The sequence below is a fragment of the Blochmannia endosymbiont of Camponotus nipponensis genome, assembly GCF_009827135.1.
Classification (GTDB): domain Bacteria; phylum Pseudomonadota; class Gammaproteobacteria; order Enterobacterales; family Enterobacteriaceae; genus Blochmanniella.
Genome location: NZ_CP046534.1, coordinates 178222 through 194381 on the forward strand (window position 1 = coordinate 178222; position 16160 = coordinate 194381).

Sequence of the window (16160 nt, forward strand, 5' to 3'; positions counted from 1 at the left end):
ATAACAAATATACTATATTTTTAATATATAAAATTCTCAACAATATCAAGATGAAAGCACATATATTGGTATATAAAACAACTATTTTAACTTAAAACTAATTTTTTATAAACACCCTTAGATCTAAACAAATATAACTCCTAATAAAAAGTTAAATAATGTGCTATATTGTTCAGACTATTATTTATATCATATATTATTTTTATAATTATTAATTTGACGTAATATTTTACGACTCTCTTTGCAAAAACGATCGGTATATGTACCAAACCAATTTTGAATTTTTTTAAATTGATTAATAAATTCTTGTTTTTTATCTCTTTCTAATAGAATTAGAATTCGACCTAATCTTCTGTAATAACGCTTAATTAACATGAGATTATTTTTAGAAGTCATGATTATATCTGCATATAACTGCGGATCTTGATTAAATAACCGTCCTATTGTTATTAATTTTAATCGAAATGTTGGCGAAGCAAAAGATAACATTTTTGTTAAATTAATCTTTTCTTTTGATAAGTAATATCCAGTCATAAAAGTAATAAAATGACATAACCCTTGCGTGAGACTCATATATTGATCATGTTCTCTTATATTACAGCAATGTAACCTTGCACCCCATAATCGTATTTGTTCCAACAACCATTGATATGCTTCTGGATAACGTCCCTCGCAATAAATCACTACTTGTTTTACCATATTTCCATGATCTAGATTAAACATAGGATACAATCCTAATACTGGCCCCTCATGCGCAGCTAATATAGCATGTAAAGATATTTTTTTTATAGATGATAAATCTACTATAATGCAGTTACTAGGTAAACATGACAATTTCCCAGCCACAACAATAACTGAATGAATTGGCACGCTAATTACCACCATACCAGCATCCATTAATATTGACTCTGCATATATCCAGTTTTTTTTATCTAAAATGTTAACTTTATATCCCGATAAAGTTAACATTTTACAAAAAAATTGACCCATTTGTCCTGTTCCTCCAATTATAACAATTGGACCTAAATTTGGACGCAACATCTTAAATCCTTTTTTATACTCATTATGATAAGATTCACTCATAATACAACGTAACACATCTTCCGCTAAATCCGGAGAAATACCTAATACTACTGCTTCTCTTCTCCAACAAGAAATTATTATTTCTTCTCTGTCTGGTGCATAAATAAACAACCCATCACGACTTTTTATTTCTCCTACTGCAGAAACTAATGAAATTCTTTGAGACAAAAGTTTTAACAAATCCTTATCTATTTTATCAATTTTATTGCGTAAAATATTTAATTCCTCTATCATGCCATTCCGGCTCCTAATATACGATTAATAAGAAATGGTTTTAGTTCTTTATGTAAATCATACAATAAGTGTTGAGTTGTATTCCAGTCTATGCACGCATCAGTCACCGATACCCCATACTGTGCTGTAGAAGATGATAAATGTATAATAGATTGATTACCAGAATAAATATAACTTTCCATCATTAAACCAATGATAGAACGGTTGCCATATTTAATTTGATGTAAAATAGATTGTGCTACATCAACTTGACGACGATAATCTTTATTAGAATTGCCATGACTGCAATCTACCATCAATACTGGCGGTAATCCTGCTTCTATTATTTTTTTCTCACAACATACAACATCTTCTGGGTAATAATTAGGATTATCTCCTCCACGCAAGATTATATGAGCATTACGATTGCCTTTAGTATGTAGCAAACACACTTGACCTGATTGATTGATACTAATGTACTTATGAGACATCATTGCAGCATGTATCGCATTAATTGCATTATAAAAATTACCATTGGTGCTATTTTTAAACCCTACGGGCGTATATAATCCAGAAGCTATTTCTCTATGTACTTGAGATTCTGTAGTGCGTGCTCCAATAGATGACCAACTAAACAGCTCTCCAATATATAATGGAACATATGGATTTAACACTTCAGTCGCAAGCGGTAGTCCAATTTTTATCAATTCTACCAACAAATGTCGAGCATTTTTTAAACCTAATGCAATATCATTAGAGCCATTCATATGTGGATCGTTGATAAAACCTTTCCAACCTACACTAGTACGAGGCTTTTCTAAATACACACGCATAACAATATATAATTGCTCCTGCAATTCTATTGATAAAGTTTTTAATTTATTAGCATAATCAAAAGTAGCATTAACATCATGAATAGAACAGGGTCCACATATTACCAATAATCGCGGATCACGTCTGTGAATAATGTTCGCAATTATATTTCTAGACTCAGCAATAGTTTGTTGCTCTACATGTGTTATAGGAAATTGTGTTTTTAATTGCTCAGGAGTAATAATTGGATACGTGTCATGAATATGAATATCATTACGCTCATTTTTATGCATATTATTAGCCTTAAATATAATTAGGTACCATAAAATGGAAATATGGCATTAAAATAGTCATTAAAAAATGACAATATAATCATATTATTATACACATATAAAGCTAATGTAAATACAGTTTTATATTATTATTATTATAATTAATAAATTATTGTAAGTTGATTAACTTATTATATCAAATTTTTAATTTACATGAACTTATAATAATAAGTTATTATATTCACATGTATGTGTTATTTTATCAAAGATTCATACGATATAATGGGGAATTAACCTTATTAAAAATTTTTAATATTGCATTATATCAAAAGATTTTTTTAAAAAAATTTTTAAAACCTTATAAATCCATTAACTATATTATGGAAATAACAATTTTTAATACCTATTACAGTAATACTATGACAACAATTACGAAATTACAAATAATCGATATGTCATATTGCACAAATAAACACACTGCTCTGTAATAGAAAATACTTTATGAATTAATACGTGCTTTGATGCGTGCAGATTTTCCACTAAGACTACGTAAATAATATAACTTTGCACGGCGAACAACACCAAATCGTTTGATTTTCACCTCTTCAATCATAGGAGAATGTGTCTGAAATACACGTTCTACGCCTTCTCCACTAGAAATTTTCCTTACAGTAAATGCAGAATTTAATCCACGATTTTTAATAGAAATCACTATCCCTTCAAAAATTTGCAAACGTTTTTTACTGCCCTCCATTACCCACGTCCTGACTTCTATCGTATCACCTGAACGTAAATACGGTATACTTTTTTTTATTTGTTTTTTTTCAAAGCTATTTATTGATTCATACATATATGTTATTGCCTCAATGTTTTTTTATGATAATAGATACTCATTTTTAAACTCATCAAGTAACTCCTGTTCTTCATGAGTTAATTGTATATCATTAAGTAAATCCGGCCTTTTAATCCAAGTACGACCTAAAGCTTGTTTCTGCCTCCAACGATTAATATTGCTATGGTTTCCTGATAATAATACTGATGGAACTTTTATTCCTGCAAAAACTGTTGGTCGTGTATAATGTGGGCACTCTAATATTCCTTTAGCAAAAGAATCGCATTCTTTTGAATCTGGATTTCCTAACACACCGGGAATCACTCTAGATATTGTGTCTATTAAAACCATTGCGGCTAATTCTCCTCCACTAAGTATATAATCTCCTATAGACAACTCCTCATCAATTTCTGTTTGAATTAACCTTTCATCAATACCTTGATATCTTCCACAAACTAAAATTAACTTTTTATGATCATATGCTAACTTACGTACATATTCTTGATCCATCTTTTTTCCTTGGGGAGAAAGATAAATTACTTTAATATTATCTCCTAATTCGTTTTTCGCTTGATCGATTGCATTTTTCAAAGGTTCAACCATCATTAACATACCTGGCCCTCCCCCATAAGGACGAGAATCCACGCTATGGTGTTTATTATATGTAAATACACGCGGATTCCACAGTTTTATAGAAAGAATACCATGTCGAATGGATCGCCCTACTATTCCATAACGAATAATAGCCTGAAACATTTCCGGAAATAAGGTAATTACACCTAACCACATATATTTTTATATGACTTTATTTTTATAAACAAATTAAAAATTAAGATCCCAATCTACAACAACGGTGTGCGTAACAAGATTAACATTTTTTATCACTCTTTCCATAATAAAAGGAATAAGACAATCTTTCATTCCATAAAAATCATCTTGACACATCTTTACTACTAAAATATCATTTGATGTAGTTTCTATTATATTCACGATATTCCCAAAAACAATTCCACTTATAGTAATTACTGTGCATCCTATTAAATCTTTCCAATAATATTCATTATCATTTATACATGGAAACGTTGTTTCATCCACAATCATCTCACAACGATTTAATAATTGAGCGGATTCTCTATTTGATATTCCTTGTAGTTTAGCTATATAACGTTTACCCATGAGTCTCCATCTATCTAGATACATTAATTTCCATTGAGATTGAAACATTACAAAATACGGATTGTATTGAAATATATCATCATCTTGTTCAGTAAAAGAAATGATTCTTGTCCATCCTAATATACCATACGCACCTGCTATTATCCCTATTACTACAGGATAAAGAGGCGGCACCACTTTAACATCTTTTTCATCAGGTTTTATATTAACTTGTTTCTTCATAAATTCTTTATTAATTTCACAACACGTTCAGATGGACTCGCTCCTCTATGTAACCAATACTTTACACGGTCTGAGTTTATATGTAGTACTTTATTCTCTCCAAATACCATTGGGTGAAAAAATCCAATCCGTTCAATAAAACGACCGTCGCGTGCACTTCTACTGTCAGTGACAACTACATAATAAAAAGGGGCTTTTTTACAACCTCCCCGTGCTAGTCTAATTCTTACCATAAATATATGTACCCTTCACGTAAAACTAAAAAACAAACCAACTCACCATAAACAACATAAACATATTCCTGATCTAGGATATCAAAACATTTTCTAACTAACTGGAAATTTAAATGATATTTTGTTTTTTAATGTACGTATCATTCGAAAAATTTCATTTTTATTTATTTTTTGCATCACAACACGCATATGATTACAGGTGTTAAGTAACTTAGTCACTTCTTGTACATGTACTCCAGATCCATTTGCAATACGTTTCTTTCTAGATCCTTTAATGATATCTGGATTCATACGCTCTTCCACGGTCATAGAATTAATTATAGCTTCCATGTGTACAAACTCATTGTCATAAGTATACGATTTAACGCTATCTAAACCCATTCCCAAATTAAAAGGCAATCTACTTATTATTTTGTTAATTCCTCCCATATTTCGTATTTGTTTGACATAACCTAAAAAATCACATAAATTAAAATCTACACTGCTTTTATTAATATATTGTTTTTCTTTAACCCATGCCACTCTATCTTCAATATCCTCAATTAACGAGAGTATATCACCCATTCCAAGTATACGTCCAGCTATCCTATATGGATTAAAAGACTCTAATTCATCAACTTTCTCACCCGTTCCTATAAATTTTATAGGTTTTCCAGTAAGATATTTAATAGATAAAGCCACGCCTCCTCGTGCATCCCCATCCACTTTAGTTAGAATAATCCCCGTCAGTGGTAAAGTTTTATTAAACGCATTTATACTATTAACAGCCACCTGTCCAACCATAGCATCTACAACGAATAAAGTTTCTACTGGGTGAACAACATTATGAATTTCAGATAACTCTGAAAGCAAAAAATCATCTGTATCCAAACAACCGGCAGTATCTATTAATAGAATATCATAAAAAAATGATCTTGATGCAATAGCTGCAGCTTTCACTATATCAATTGGTGTACTTCCAACATCGTAATCTGAAAAAAACTGGATATCTTCAGAATTTATTAATGATTTTAATTGTTTCTCGCCTGCTGGTCTATATACATCTGTTGATACTACTAATATCTTTTTGTTTTTTTTAATTTTTAAAAATTTAGCAAGCTTTCCAACAGTAGTAGTTTTGCCAGAACCTTGCGCACCCACTACCAATATTACCGTTGGGTTTTGAGCATCTAAATTCAAATTATTAGAGCCTTCTCCCATGATTTTTACTAAAGAACTATGCATAATTTTAACAAATTCTTGACCTGGAGTTAAATGTTGATTTATATCCTTTCCAAGGATACCATCTTTAACTTTATTAATAAAACTATGTACCACAGGTAATGCTACATCTCCTTCTAACAAAGACAACTTAACTTTATTTAAAGTTTCTCTAATACTTTTCTCTGTTAAACGTCCAGACCCTACAATATTATGTATTGATTGTGATATTTTATTAGATAAGTTTTTAAACATTTTTATCACTCAAAATTGAAGCCAAAATTTGTAATAAATTTATTATAAAAGCACACCAAAAAACATAAAAATCTTTAATATTTCGTGTTTTTATCATAATAACATAAAAAACTTATGAAATTAAATCAAATTTTATTTTTAATAATTCAACATAACATACAATACACCCGAGAGGATTCGAACCTCCGATCGCTCGGTTCGTAGCCGAGTGCTCTATCCAATTGAGCTACGGGTGCACTGTTACTGATGACAGTGAGGGAGGGATTCGAACCCTCGATACAGCCTTCACACCATATACTCCCTTAGCAGGGGAGTGCCTTCATCCTCTCGGCCACCTCACTGAATATTTAACCCACTTTTTAATTATTGTCCTATTCTTCTTCCCTTTTCATGATCAAAAAAATTTTCTGTTACATTACGTTGTTTTTACTTAATTTACAACTAAATTCTTACGTATAAAACTATCATTTAATAGAAATCTATTTAAAAAATAAAAAAATTCAACACAAGTTTTGTTGTGATTTTTCAGTTTTAATACGTTGATAAATTTCTTCTCGGTGTATAGATATCTCCTTAGGAGCATTTACACCAATACGGACTTGGTTTCCTTTAATACCTAATACAGTTACTGTAATCTCATCTCCAATGACGAGAGTTTCAGCAACTCTTCGAGTCAGAATAAGCATTCTTTACTCCTTGAAAAATTCAAATAACCAGGACATTTCTTAAGATTACATTGTTTTTACAATATTAAAAACACGTAATAAACATCTTCACATAATACTTTAACTCTTTTATAAATTTTCAGTGTACCATTTTAAAAACATATTAATAGTTTTTGTTTAAAACTAACTTCTATAGTACAACACATAAATTATTTACAGTATATCGTGCAATAAAGAATCTACTTCGATAGATACTTTAGATATAGGTACCATATTATTAATACCGGCTTGCGCTAAATCAGGTTTACCTCCTCCTTTTCCCCCAAGAGTGTTTATGATACAATGCACTAAATCTAACGCATTTATACGGTTACGTTCTATTAAATCTTTAGTTACAGCTACCACTAAGTTAATTTTGTTGTTCTTATGAATATTAATAAGAACAATTACTCCTGATTTTAGTTTGCATTTAAGACAATCTGCTGTACTAATTAAGGTTTTTGGTGCCATATTAGTAACTTGTTTTATTAAGACTCGTATATCTTTAACATAATAAATATCTCTAATAAAAGATAAACTGTGTTGTATAGTTTGTTTATCTCTTAAATATTCTATTTCTTTTTCTAATTTTCGACAACGAGATTTACATTCAGATATTTTAGTTAATACATTCTTATCATCACTTTGTAGCGATTGAAAAATATTTTGAAGCAACATTTTATAATGATGTATTATAGATAATGCTACATCACTAGTTACCGCCTCAATGCGTCTAATACCAGAAGCAATGCCATACTCTTTAGTAATTACAAACACACCAATTTCTCCGGTACGCGTAGCATGAGTTCCTCCGCATAATTCAGTAGAAAAATTCCCCATGCTTAAAACACGTACTATTTTATCATATTGTTTATTTCTCAGCATCACAACACCACTATTTCTCGCTACTTCTATTGGCATCTCATCAACTGCAATGGGAAAATTCTCCCAAATTTTTTCATTTACAATATTTTCTACTTTATTTATTTGTTTATTTTGCATTGCTTCATGATGATAAAAATCAAAACGTAAGTAACGATCGTTTACCAATGATCCCTTTTGTATTACATGAGGCCCAAGAATATGAAATAATGCAGCACGTAACAAATGTGTAGCAGAATGATTTAAAGAAATATTTTTCCTTTTATATTGATCTACTTGAGCAACTATTTCTTCTCCAAAGTTAATCGCACCACTTTTTACTATTCCTAAATGACCTATTATTTGACCATATTTTTTTGTATTAGTAACTTGAAAAACACCAGATGTAGTCTTTAATTGACCACAATCTCCTATTTGCCCCCCAGACTCTCCATAAAACGGAGTACTATTTAAAATTACTATCCCTTCTTCTTCTGAAGAAATTTTATTTACTAATTTGTTTTCTTGAAATAATGCTATTACTCGAGATTTACAAATAAGTTCATTATATCCAATAAATATATTCGATATATCACAACGCGATATATTTTCGCAAGTTGCATCAAATTTATTTGATGCTTTGGTGCATTTTTTTTGTATTATCATAGATCGATCAAATCCTACTTGATCTACGTGTATACCACGTTTTAAACAAATATCTTTAGTTAATTCTAACGGCAATCCATAAGTATCATATAAATAAAACGCTATTTCTCCTTTTAAAATATTTCCTGTTAATTGCACCAATTGCTTTTCTAATAACTCTAAACCTCTTTTTAAAGTATCTTCAAATAATTTTTCTTCAGTAATTAAAATTTTTTCTATAAAGTTTTTGCTTGCATATAATAACTCAGCTATATGATTCATATGTTCAATCAGAGGGGTTACTAATTTATAAAAAAAAATATCATTTATACCTAATCTTTTCCCATGAAGAATTGCTCTACGAATAATACGGCGTAATACATAACCACGCCCCTCGTTAGAAGGAATCACTCCATCTTGAATTAAAAATGAACATGCACGAATATGATCAGCTATTACATACAAAGATCTATTCATATAGATATCATCATTAACTTGAACAATTTCAGATATAGAAGATATTAATTTTTTGAATATATCAATAGAATAACTACTATGCACTCCCTGTAATATTGAAGTAATGCGTTCTAAACCCATTCCAGTATCTACTGAAAACATAGGCAGCGATAAAAGAAGACCATTTTCTTGACGATAAAATTCCATAAACACTAAATTCCAAATTTCAACATACCTCTCTCCGAATCCTTCCAGACTACCAGGAGGTCCTCCATAGAATCGATCTCCATGATCATAAAATATCTCTGAACACGGCCCACACGGCCCAACATTTCCCATCTGCCAAAAATTATCAGAATCACAAAAATCATTAATATTGCTACCAATTTTAACAACATGTTCATTAGGAATATCTATTTTTTTTACCCAAATATCATAAGATTCACAATCACGACTGTGCACTGTGACCCATAGTTTATTTTTAGGTAAATTAAACCAATGAGGATCAGTTAATAACTCCCAAGCAAACTGAATAGCTTCATCTTTAAAATAATCCCCAAAACTAAAATTACCTAACATCTCAAAAAATGTTAAATGTCGTTCAGTATATCCAACATTATCCAGATCATTATGCTTACCTCCAGCACGCACACAACGTTGAGCGGTAGCAACACGCCTAAATAATGGCTTATCAATACCTAGAAATACATTTTTAAACTGATTCATACCAGAATTAGTAAACAACAAAGTTTGATCGTTATTAGGAATTAAAGTACTACCTAAAACAATTTCATGTCCTTTTCTTTTAAAAAAATTAAGAAATTCTTGACGAACATCACCAATATTTTTGTACATACAGATATAAATTCCATCATGGAACAAAAATTCATACACATACAAATTATATAATTACACATTATAAATAATTTTCAAAAATATAAAAAAATCAAAACTAAAGAACATTATTTATATTTCATGTATATGAAAAATTCATTTTACTTATAAAAATTTGCTAATTACTACTAACAATAGAATTACTTATTATTCTACAAATAAATGTTAAAAAATACAAAGTTTTATTAATATACACCAATATTTTTATATATAAATACCCATAATCATGAAACCATTTAAATAAAATTAAAAAATTAGTTCCACAAAAATTTATAATATAAATAGAAAAATTTCTAATAGCTAATACATATATATTTAATTGCATACTATAAACTATAGTATGCGTACATACATAATTTTATTGCTAGTAAAATTAATTATCATCTATACATAGATGATATATCTTCTCGAATATTTATTATTTTAAATATATTTTCTATACATAATGAAAAAAATAAATGTAACTACAATCTTAATTCAACACAAATTACTTATCAAAATCACACTCCAACAAAGTACTATCTATTTATATACATAAATATTACGTACAAGACACAGTTAATTCTAAGATAATTACATACAATTAATGCTTACAAAATAAAATATAAACATACATATATCTGTAGATATATCGAATACTAGACTATAAACTACTAAAATTAAGATATTAAAATATAATAAAAAAAATCAAAAACATAAAACAACATTTATTTATATAAATACACATTTATATACTTAAATTTTAAAATGTTAATTCATAAATAATTTTAAATTATCTATTTGGAAGGTAAAATAAAGGATCTACAGATTTTCCTTTATATCTAATTTCAAAATGTAATTTTACTTCATTAGTTCCACTATTACCCATAGTAGCAATTTTATCACCCATTTGAACTTTTTGTTGTTCAGTAACTAATATCATATCATTATGCGCATACGCGCTAAGATAATCTCTGCCATGCTTAATAATAATCAAATTACCATATCCTTTCAATGTACTACCAATATATACTACCCTGCCATCAGCAGCAGCTAATATAGGTTGACCTAGCATTCCAGATATATCAATCCCTTTATTACCTCTCTCAGTATCAGAAAAAACATTAATAATTGTACCATTTGTTGGCCAATACCAATATTTAGTCATCTCTAATTCTGACACTTCTGATCCATAAAACATATCATGAGATATTTTCATATCAGAAAAACTATTTTTATTCGTTCGAAAAAAAAATAATTGTTTTTTAATAAAAAGAAACATTACCTTCACAGGATTATCGCTATTTTTAAAAAAATTTAAAAATTTTCTCGATATTTTTTCTAAATACGACCATATGATGGTATCATCATATAATTTTAAAACTTGACCTGCTTTTAATACATTTATATCTTTAATATTATTTATTTTTGCCAAATTTAAGCAATCATTTCCTGTAATCCAAGCAATGTAAAATAAAGTATCACCAGTTCTTACTGTATATATAAATTCATGATAAGAATTATAATTTGTATTATTATATTCATGAACACCAGTAATGGACTTCTTCTTTTGTTGAGATTGTATATTTATGTCTTTTTCTTTATTTTGAAGCATATAGCTATTAACATCAGAATCCATGGAACATGACGCAACTTCACTATAGTGTCTATAGGCGCTATTGCTAGAACATCCTGCCAGCAACACAAGAATCACCATTCTATACATTATTGATGTACTATCTAGCATAATAGATATACTGAGCTCCTTTACTCCCTTGTTTATTCTCTATTGACAATGTTTGTTCATCTAAAAGATGAACAAACTACACACGCACAACAGCACCCATTCAATACTGTTATCTAACATATGTGTATTTTGATATATCAAACAGACCAAATAAACAGCTCTATAGCCTATTTAGGCTTACATATCTACATAAGTAGTATGTAGATCACAATATATAGCATCTATTTCAAAAATAAAAACAATAAGAATCATCGTATAATAATTACTTAAATATCCTTATAATTTTTCAAAAGTTACATAATTTAAATAGATTTTCTATAATATACAGAATTCATTAAAATTTATTATTTCTATAATTATAACAAATAAATATTTTTTATAATTTAAATAATTTTAAATGTACTTATACACTATTAATTTTAATCCTCATAGATATATAGATATATATAAAATACTCAATACCATAATATACACATTCCTATTATACATATCTGTTTTATTATAGGCTGACTAGAATGAAATACTATATTATAGTAATCACAGTAATAAGAATAACACTGTAAGATAAAGAATATTAATCTATAGATATAGATATGTCTGAATGTATATAACTTACATATTGAATTTTTACTGTTTTATAAAATATTAACATGATAATAACGCTATTGCTATACATGCGATACCTTCGGACCGACCAATATATCCCAACGCATCAGTAGTAGTAGCTTTTATGTTGATATTATTTATTAAACAATTTAAGTCTGAAGAAAGATGCTGACGCATCTGATAAATATATGTATTTATTCTTGGAATTTGCAAGATTACAGTAATATCTATATTACCTAATGAGTATCCTTGCATACTAACTTTTTCCCAAGCAATTCGTAACAATTTTCGACTATCTACATTATTATATTTAGCATCAGTATCTGGAAACATTGCTCCAATATCACCAAAACAAGCAGCGCCTAATAAAGCATCAATTAGCGCATGCACCAACACATCACCATCAGAATGCGCTTTTATTCCTGTCACATAAGGAACATTCACCCCTCCAATAATAAGCGAACGACATCCACCAAATTGGTGCACATCACAACCATAACCAATACGCAACATATTTTCACAAACCTATTAAGTTTTTTTATTGTATAATTTAGATAAATAAAAACGAGCTAATTTTAAATCATCTTGATAAGTAACTTTTATATTATCTGATCGACCTTGTATCAAAATAGATGTGTAACCACAATATTCTACCGCCGATGCTTCATCAGTAATAACAACTTTATTTTTTAAAGCTTTTTTAAGACAACATTTTAAGAGATCATAATTAAATAACTGTGGAGTTAAAGCATGCCACAAATTCTCACGATCTACAGTATATCTTATAACATTAGTCCCATAATACGTTCGTTTGATAGTATTAGAAATTGGTATTGCTAAAATTCCACCTATTTGAGAAAATTTTGTGATTTCGAAGAGTCTTAATAAATCTTCATCACGCAAACAAGGACGTACAGCATCATGCACAATCACCCAAACTGATTTTTTCACATGTTCTAACCCAGCCATCACTGAATCCGCTCGTGTTTGTCCTCCAATAACTACACTAACTCTAGGGTCATACGAAATAGATAATTGACGAAACCAACGATCACTTGCATTTACTACTACTATACAATGACGGATACACGACTGATACAACAAAACACTAATAGAATGCTCTATCAAAGTTTTATCACCTATTGTACAATATTGTTTTGGCAATATATTATTCATTCGTTTCCCAGTGCCTGCTGCTGGAAGAATAGCGGTGATATCTGGAAATTTTTTTTCAACACATTCAGTATAAACGACCATAGATACCAATGTACATGAAGCCAACATTAATATTTAATTAATTAACATTAATATCAGAATTTTGTTAAATAAAAAGTTTCATGGAGCTTAATCATACCAAGATCAAATCTTGCTCGTTCCTCAATTGCTTCATATCCATGAAGCAATTCATGAATTTCATATAACAATTTATTATTACGAATCTTCATTTGGTCAATGTTATTGATGCTCTTAAATAACTTAATTGTATTATGGATATGTATTAAATCATAAATACCATTTTTCCCTAACCAAAGCGAATACTGTAACCAAACAAACAAAGCTAATAACAGACAACTTAATTTGTTCATGTTTGCTCCACCAATTTATTATATTATATATATCAGTATCAAATGTATCTACACACATTCAACATATCATCGTAATTATTACCATTGCATATAATACATTTTAAAATAAATTAATTCAAAAAATTATTATAAATTATTACAAAAATATCCCTTTTATAAAAAATTTATTTCAATTTAACACATAAAATAACTTTCATTATAAAAAAATAATCCTTTTAAAATACAATTATTTTAATACCTATTATAATAAAAAAATTATTGTAAAACTATTAATTCATAAAGTTATAGAATATGTTATTTAACGTGATAACTTTTTTTTAAACAAAGATGCAAGAAAAGATGATCGCAATACTTGATTAGTTAATTCTATTATTGATTTTTTACCATCCAAATATATATCTGGTTTTTTTGGTCTTTCGTAAGGAGCACTTATACCAGTAAAATTTTCTATTTCTCCAGATCTAGCTTTTTTATACAAACCTTTTGGATCACGTCGTTCGCAAACATGTAAGGGTGTGTCAACAAAAATTTCAATGAAATGATTACCAGGCAACATACTACGTACCATTTTACGCTCAGAATGATAAGGAGAAATAAAGCTAGCCAGAACCACCACACCAGCATCAACCATCAAGCGTGCTATTTCTCCTACTCGACGTATATTTTCATGCCGATCATAACTACTAAATCCTAAATCTCTACATAATCCATGTCGCATATTATCTCCATCCAATATATATGTACTAATTTTTCTATGATATAATTTTTTTTCTAAAACGCTAGCTAAAATTGACTTACCAGACCCTGACAAACCTGTAAACCATAATAATATAGCACGATGTTTATGTAAAAGCTCACGATCCTTCCGTTTTATACAATGATTATACCAAAAAACATTTTTGTTAGAAATACAATTAATATTTTTATTTATCATTATATAGTAATCATCATGATAAATCTTGGATTTTCCAATGAGGAAAATGAAGACGAATGAACTTATGCAATGCTAATTCAAAGTCACTATAATTTTTATTATGTTCAAACTTATCGCGCACAATAGGAGTACGAACCATTCCCGCTCCTACAGTGTCATTGGTCAACAAATCAATAAATATCATGTTACCAGTTACTGGATAACGAGAGTACTGATCTAATATCAATGGTTCATCAAATAACAACTTTATCACTCCAACCCCATTAAGGGGTATCGTCTTTGTATCTTGGGGCTGTAAGGTATGCATATCTATTTGATATTCTATATTTTTTACTTGTGCTCTTACAGTTTTAGTAGCAGTTTTAACATTAAAGTATTGATTTTTTTTTAATTCTTCTTTTCTCATCCAAACAACATCCACTAAGGCATACTGAACAGGCTCAACAATTGCATGCGCATCAATTATCATATCCCCGCGACTAACATCAAGATCATCTTCTAAAGTTATAGTAATTGCCTCTCCAGCTACAGCATGCATTTGATCTCTATCAAATACAATAATACGTTTGATAGTAGAAATAGTATTTGACGGAAAAACACTAATGCTCTGTCCGACATGTACATAACCAGACGCAATCGTACCAGAATAGCCTCTAAAATCTAAATTATGACGAATCACATACTGTACCGGAAAACGTAATTCTTGGTTTTCAAAATATGAAAAACTATTAATGTGAATATTTTCTAATATATCCAACAAAGTGGGCCCATCATACCACTTCATATTTGTTGATAACGTTGTAATATTATCTCCGTCTAAAGCAGATATTGGAATAAATTTAGTATTTATATTAGTAGATAATTGCTTTGTAAACTCTAAATATTCTTCATTAATTTTTTGAAATATCTTTTGATTATAATTTATCAAATCCATTTTATTAATCGCTACTATAATGTAGCGAATCCCTAAAAGCATAGTTATAAACCAATGTCTTCTAGTTTGACTCTGTATCCCTTTACGAGCATCAACTAATAAGATAGCCAATTCACTAGCAGACGCGCCAGTAACCATATTTTTTGTATATTCTACATGCCCCGGAGTATCAGCAATGATAAATTTACGTTTTTTAGTAAAAAAATAACGATATGCAACATCTATAGTAATACCTTGCTCACGTTCTGATTGTAATCCATCGATCAATAATGCTAAATCTAACTTATCTTTTTGAGTACCAATTTTTTTGCTATCCGAATGAAGAATAGATAATTGATCATCATAAATTTGATAAGAATCATGTAATAAACGTCCTATCAAAGTACTTTTCCCATCGTCTACGCTACCACACGTAATAAAACGTAACAATATTTTATGTTGTTGTACATATAAATAATTTTCAATCCCTCCATGACTGATAATTTCCTGTTCTACGGTACTAATCATAATTATTT

At 29.2% G+C, this 16160-nt stretch carries 14 protein-coding genes, 2 tRNA genes and 1 pseudogene; all 17 read right to left on the reverse strand.

Annotated features, from left to right (window positions below; all coding sequences use genetic code 11):
• Nucleotides 1-189 precede the first annotated feature (189 nt).
• On the reverse strand, nt 190-1317 hold the full coding sequence (gene tyrA, locus GN161_RS00820) for a bifunctional chorismate mutase/prephenate dehydrogenase (RefSeq protein ID WP_159714624.1): 1128 nt from the start codon (nt 1315-1317) through the stop codon (nt 190-192).
• Nucleotides 1314-2402: a 3-deoxy-7-phosphoheptulonate synthase gene (locus tag GN161_RS00825; RefSeq protein ID WP_159714627.1), complete on the reverse strand. Its 1089-nt coding sequence runs from the start codon at nt 2400-2402 to the stop codon at nt 1314-1316. The genes tyrA and GN161_RS00825 overlap by 4 nt, the downstream gene beginning before the upstream one ends.
• A gap of 478 nt (nt 2403-2880) precedes the next feature.
• Complete coding sequence (rplS, locus tag GN161_RS00830; protein ID WP_159714630.1) at nt 2881-3231, reverse strand: 50S ribosomal protein L19; 351 nt, start codon at nt 3229-3231, stop codon at nt 2881-2883.
• Nucleotides 3232-3255: 24 nt separating this feature from the next.
• Nucleotides 3256-4002 carry a tRNA (guanosine(37)-N1)-methyltransferase TrmD gene (trmD, locus tag GN161_RS00835; protein ID WP_159714633.1) on the reverse strand — a complete coding sequence of 249 codons (747 nt, stop codon included), beginning with the start codon at nt 4000-4002 and terminating at the stop codon, nt 3256-3258.
• 33 nt (nt 4003-4035) lie between these two features.
• Nucleotides 4036-4611, reverse strand: coding sequence for a ribosome maturation factor RimM (gene rimM, locus GN161_RS00840; protein WP_159714636.1), 576 nt, complete (start codon nt 4609-4611; stop codon nt 4036-4038).
• Complete coding sequence (gene rpsP, locus GN161_RS00845) at nt 4608-4844, reverse strand: 30S ribosomal protein S16 (protein WP_159714639.1); 237 nt, start codon at nt 4842-4844, stop codon at nt 4608-4610. The genes rimM and rpsP overlap by 4 nt, the downstream gene beginning before the upstream one ends.
• A 93-nt stretch (nt 4845-4937) precedes the next feature.
• On the reverse strand, nt 4938-6299 hold the full coding sequence (ffh, locus tag GN161_RS00850; protein ID WP_159714642.1) for a signal recognition particle protein: 1362 nt from the start codon (nt 6297-6299) through the stop codon (nt 4938-4940).
• A 162-nt stretch (nt 6300-6461) separates the two neighbouring features.
• Nucleotides 6462-6535: transfer RNA gene (locus GN161_RS00855), tRNA-Arg, on the reverse strand.
• Between the two features lie 14 nt (nt 6536-6549).
• Nucleotides 6550-6640, reverse strand: a tRNA-Ser gene (locus tag GN161_RS00860).
• 159 nt (nt 6641-6799) lie between these two features.
• Entirely contained in the window at nt 6800-6985 is a 186-nt protein-coding gene (gene csrA / locus GN161_RS00865) for a carbon storage regulator CsrA (protein WP_159714645.1), read from the reverse strand.
• 192 nt (nt 6986-7177) lie between these two features.
• Complete coding sequence (alaS, locus tag GN161_RS00870; protein ID WP_159714648.1) at nt 7178-9820, reverse strand: alanine--tRNA ligase; 2643 nt, start codon at nt 9818-9820, stop codon at nt 7178-7180.
• An 811-nt stretch (nt 9821-10631) separates the two neighbouring features.
• A pseudogene (locus GN161_RS00875) lies at nt 10632-11348 on the reverse strand (peptidoglycan DD-metalloendopeptidase family protein); the annotation flags it as partial.
• 882 nt (nt 11349-12230) lie between these two features.
• The gene (gene ispF / locus GN161_RS00880; protein ID WP_159714650.1) at nt 12231-12704 is read right to left on the reverse strand and encodes a 2-C-methyl-D-erythritol 2,4-cyclodiphosphate synthase; all 474 of its coding nucleotides are present in this window, start codon (nt 12702-12704) and stop codon (nt 12231-12233) included.
• Nucleotides 12705-12719: 15 nt separating this feature from the next.
• Nucleotides 12720-13448 (reverse strand): 2-C-methyl-D-erythritol 4-phosphate cytidylyltransferase, encoded by a 729-nt coding sequence (gene ispD / locus GN161_RS00885; protein ID WP_159715520.1) that lies wholly within the window; start codon nt 13446-13448, stop codon nt 12720-12722.
• 53 nt (nt 13449-13501) lie between these two features.
• Nucleotides 13502-13777 carry a septum formation initiator family protein gene (locus GN161_RS00890; protein ID WP_159714653.1) on the reverse strand — a complete coding sequence of 92 codons (276 nt, stop codon included), beginning with the start codon at nt 13775-13777 and terminating at the stop codon, nt 13502-13504.
• A gap of 298 nt (nt 13778-14075) precedes the next feature.
• On the reverse strand, nt 14076-14711 hold the full coding sequence (cysC, locus tag GN161_RS00895) for an adenylyl-sulfate kinase (protein ID WP_159714656.1): 636 nt from the start codon (nt 14709-14711) through the stop codon (nt 14076-14078).
• Nucleotides 14712-14724: 13 nt separating this feature from the next.
• Nucleotides 14725-16152 (reverse strand): sulfate adenylyltransferase subunit CysN, encoded by a 1428-nt coding sequence (cysN, locus tag GN161_RS00900; RefSeq protein WP_159714659.1) that lies wholly within the window; start codon nt 16150-16152, stop codon nt 14725-14727.
• Nucleotides 16153-16160: the final 8 nt, after the last annotated feature.

What these genes read in the sequence shown, in the direction of transcription:
- tyrA (WP_159714624.1), bottom strand. Translation starts at nt 1,317, where the DNA reads ATGATAGAGGAATTAAATATTTTACGCAATAAAATTGATAAAATAGAT.
- GN161_RS00825 (WP_159714627.1), bottom strand. Translation starts at nt 2,402, where the DNA reads ATGCATAAAAATGAGCGTAATGATATTCATATTCATGACACGTATCCA.
- rplS (WP_159714630.1), bottom strand. Translation starts at nt 3,231, where the DNA reads ATGTATGAATCAATAAATAGCTTTGAAAAAAAACAAATAAAAAAAAGT.
- trmD (WP_159714633.1), bottom strand. Translation starts at nt 4,002, where the DNA reads ATGTGGTTAGGTGTAATTACCTTATTTCCGGAAATGTTTCAGGCTATT.
- rimM (WP_159714636.1), bottom strand. Translation starts at nt 4,611, where the DNA reads ATGAAGAAACAAGTTAATATAAAACCTGATGAAAAAGATGTTAAAGTG.
- rpsP (WP_159714639.1), bottom strand. Translation starts at nt 4,844, where the DNA reads ATGGTAAGAATTAGACTAGCACGGGGAGGTTGTAAAAAAGCCCCTTTT.
- ffh (WP_159714642.1), bottom strand. Translation starts at nt 6,299, where the DNA reads ATGTTTAAAAACTTATCTAATAAAATATCACAATCAATACATAATATT.
- csrA (WP_159714645.1), bottom strand. Translation starts at nt 6,985, where the DNA reads ATGCTTATTCTGACTCGAAGAGTTGCTGAAACTCTCGTCATTGGAGAT.
- alaS (WP_159714648.1), bottom strand. Translation starts at nt 9,820, where the DNA reads ATGTACAAAAATATTGGTGATGTTCGTCAAGAATTTCTTAATTTTTTT.
- ispF (WP_159714650.1), bottom strand. Translation starts at nt 12,704, where the DNA reads ATGTTGCGTATTGGTTATGGTTGTGATGTGCACCAATTTGGTGGATGT.
- ispD (WP_159715520.1), bottom strand. Translation starts at nt 13,448, where the DNA reads ATGGTCGTTTATACTGAATGTGTTGAAAAAAAATTTCCAGATATCACC.
- GN161_RS00890 (WP_159714653.1), bottom strand. Translation starts at nt 13,777, where the DNA reads ATGAACAAATTAAGTTGTCTGTTATTAGCTTTGTTTGTTTGGTTACAG.
- cysC (WP_159714656.1), bottom strand. Translation starts at nt 14,711, where the DNA reads ATGATAAATAAAAATATTAATTGTATTTCTAACAAAAATGTTTTTTGG.
- cysN (WP_159714659.1), bottom strand. Translation starts at nt 16,152, where the DNA reads ATGATTAGTACCGTAGAACAGGAAATTATCAGTCATGGAGGGATTGAA.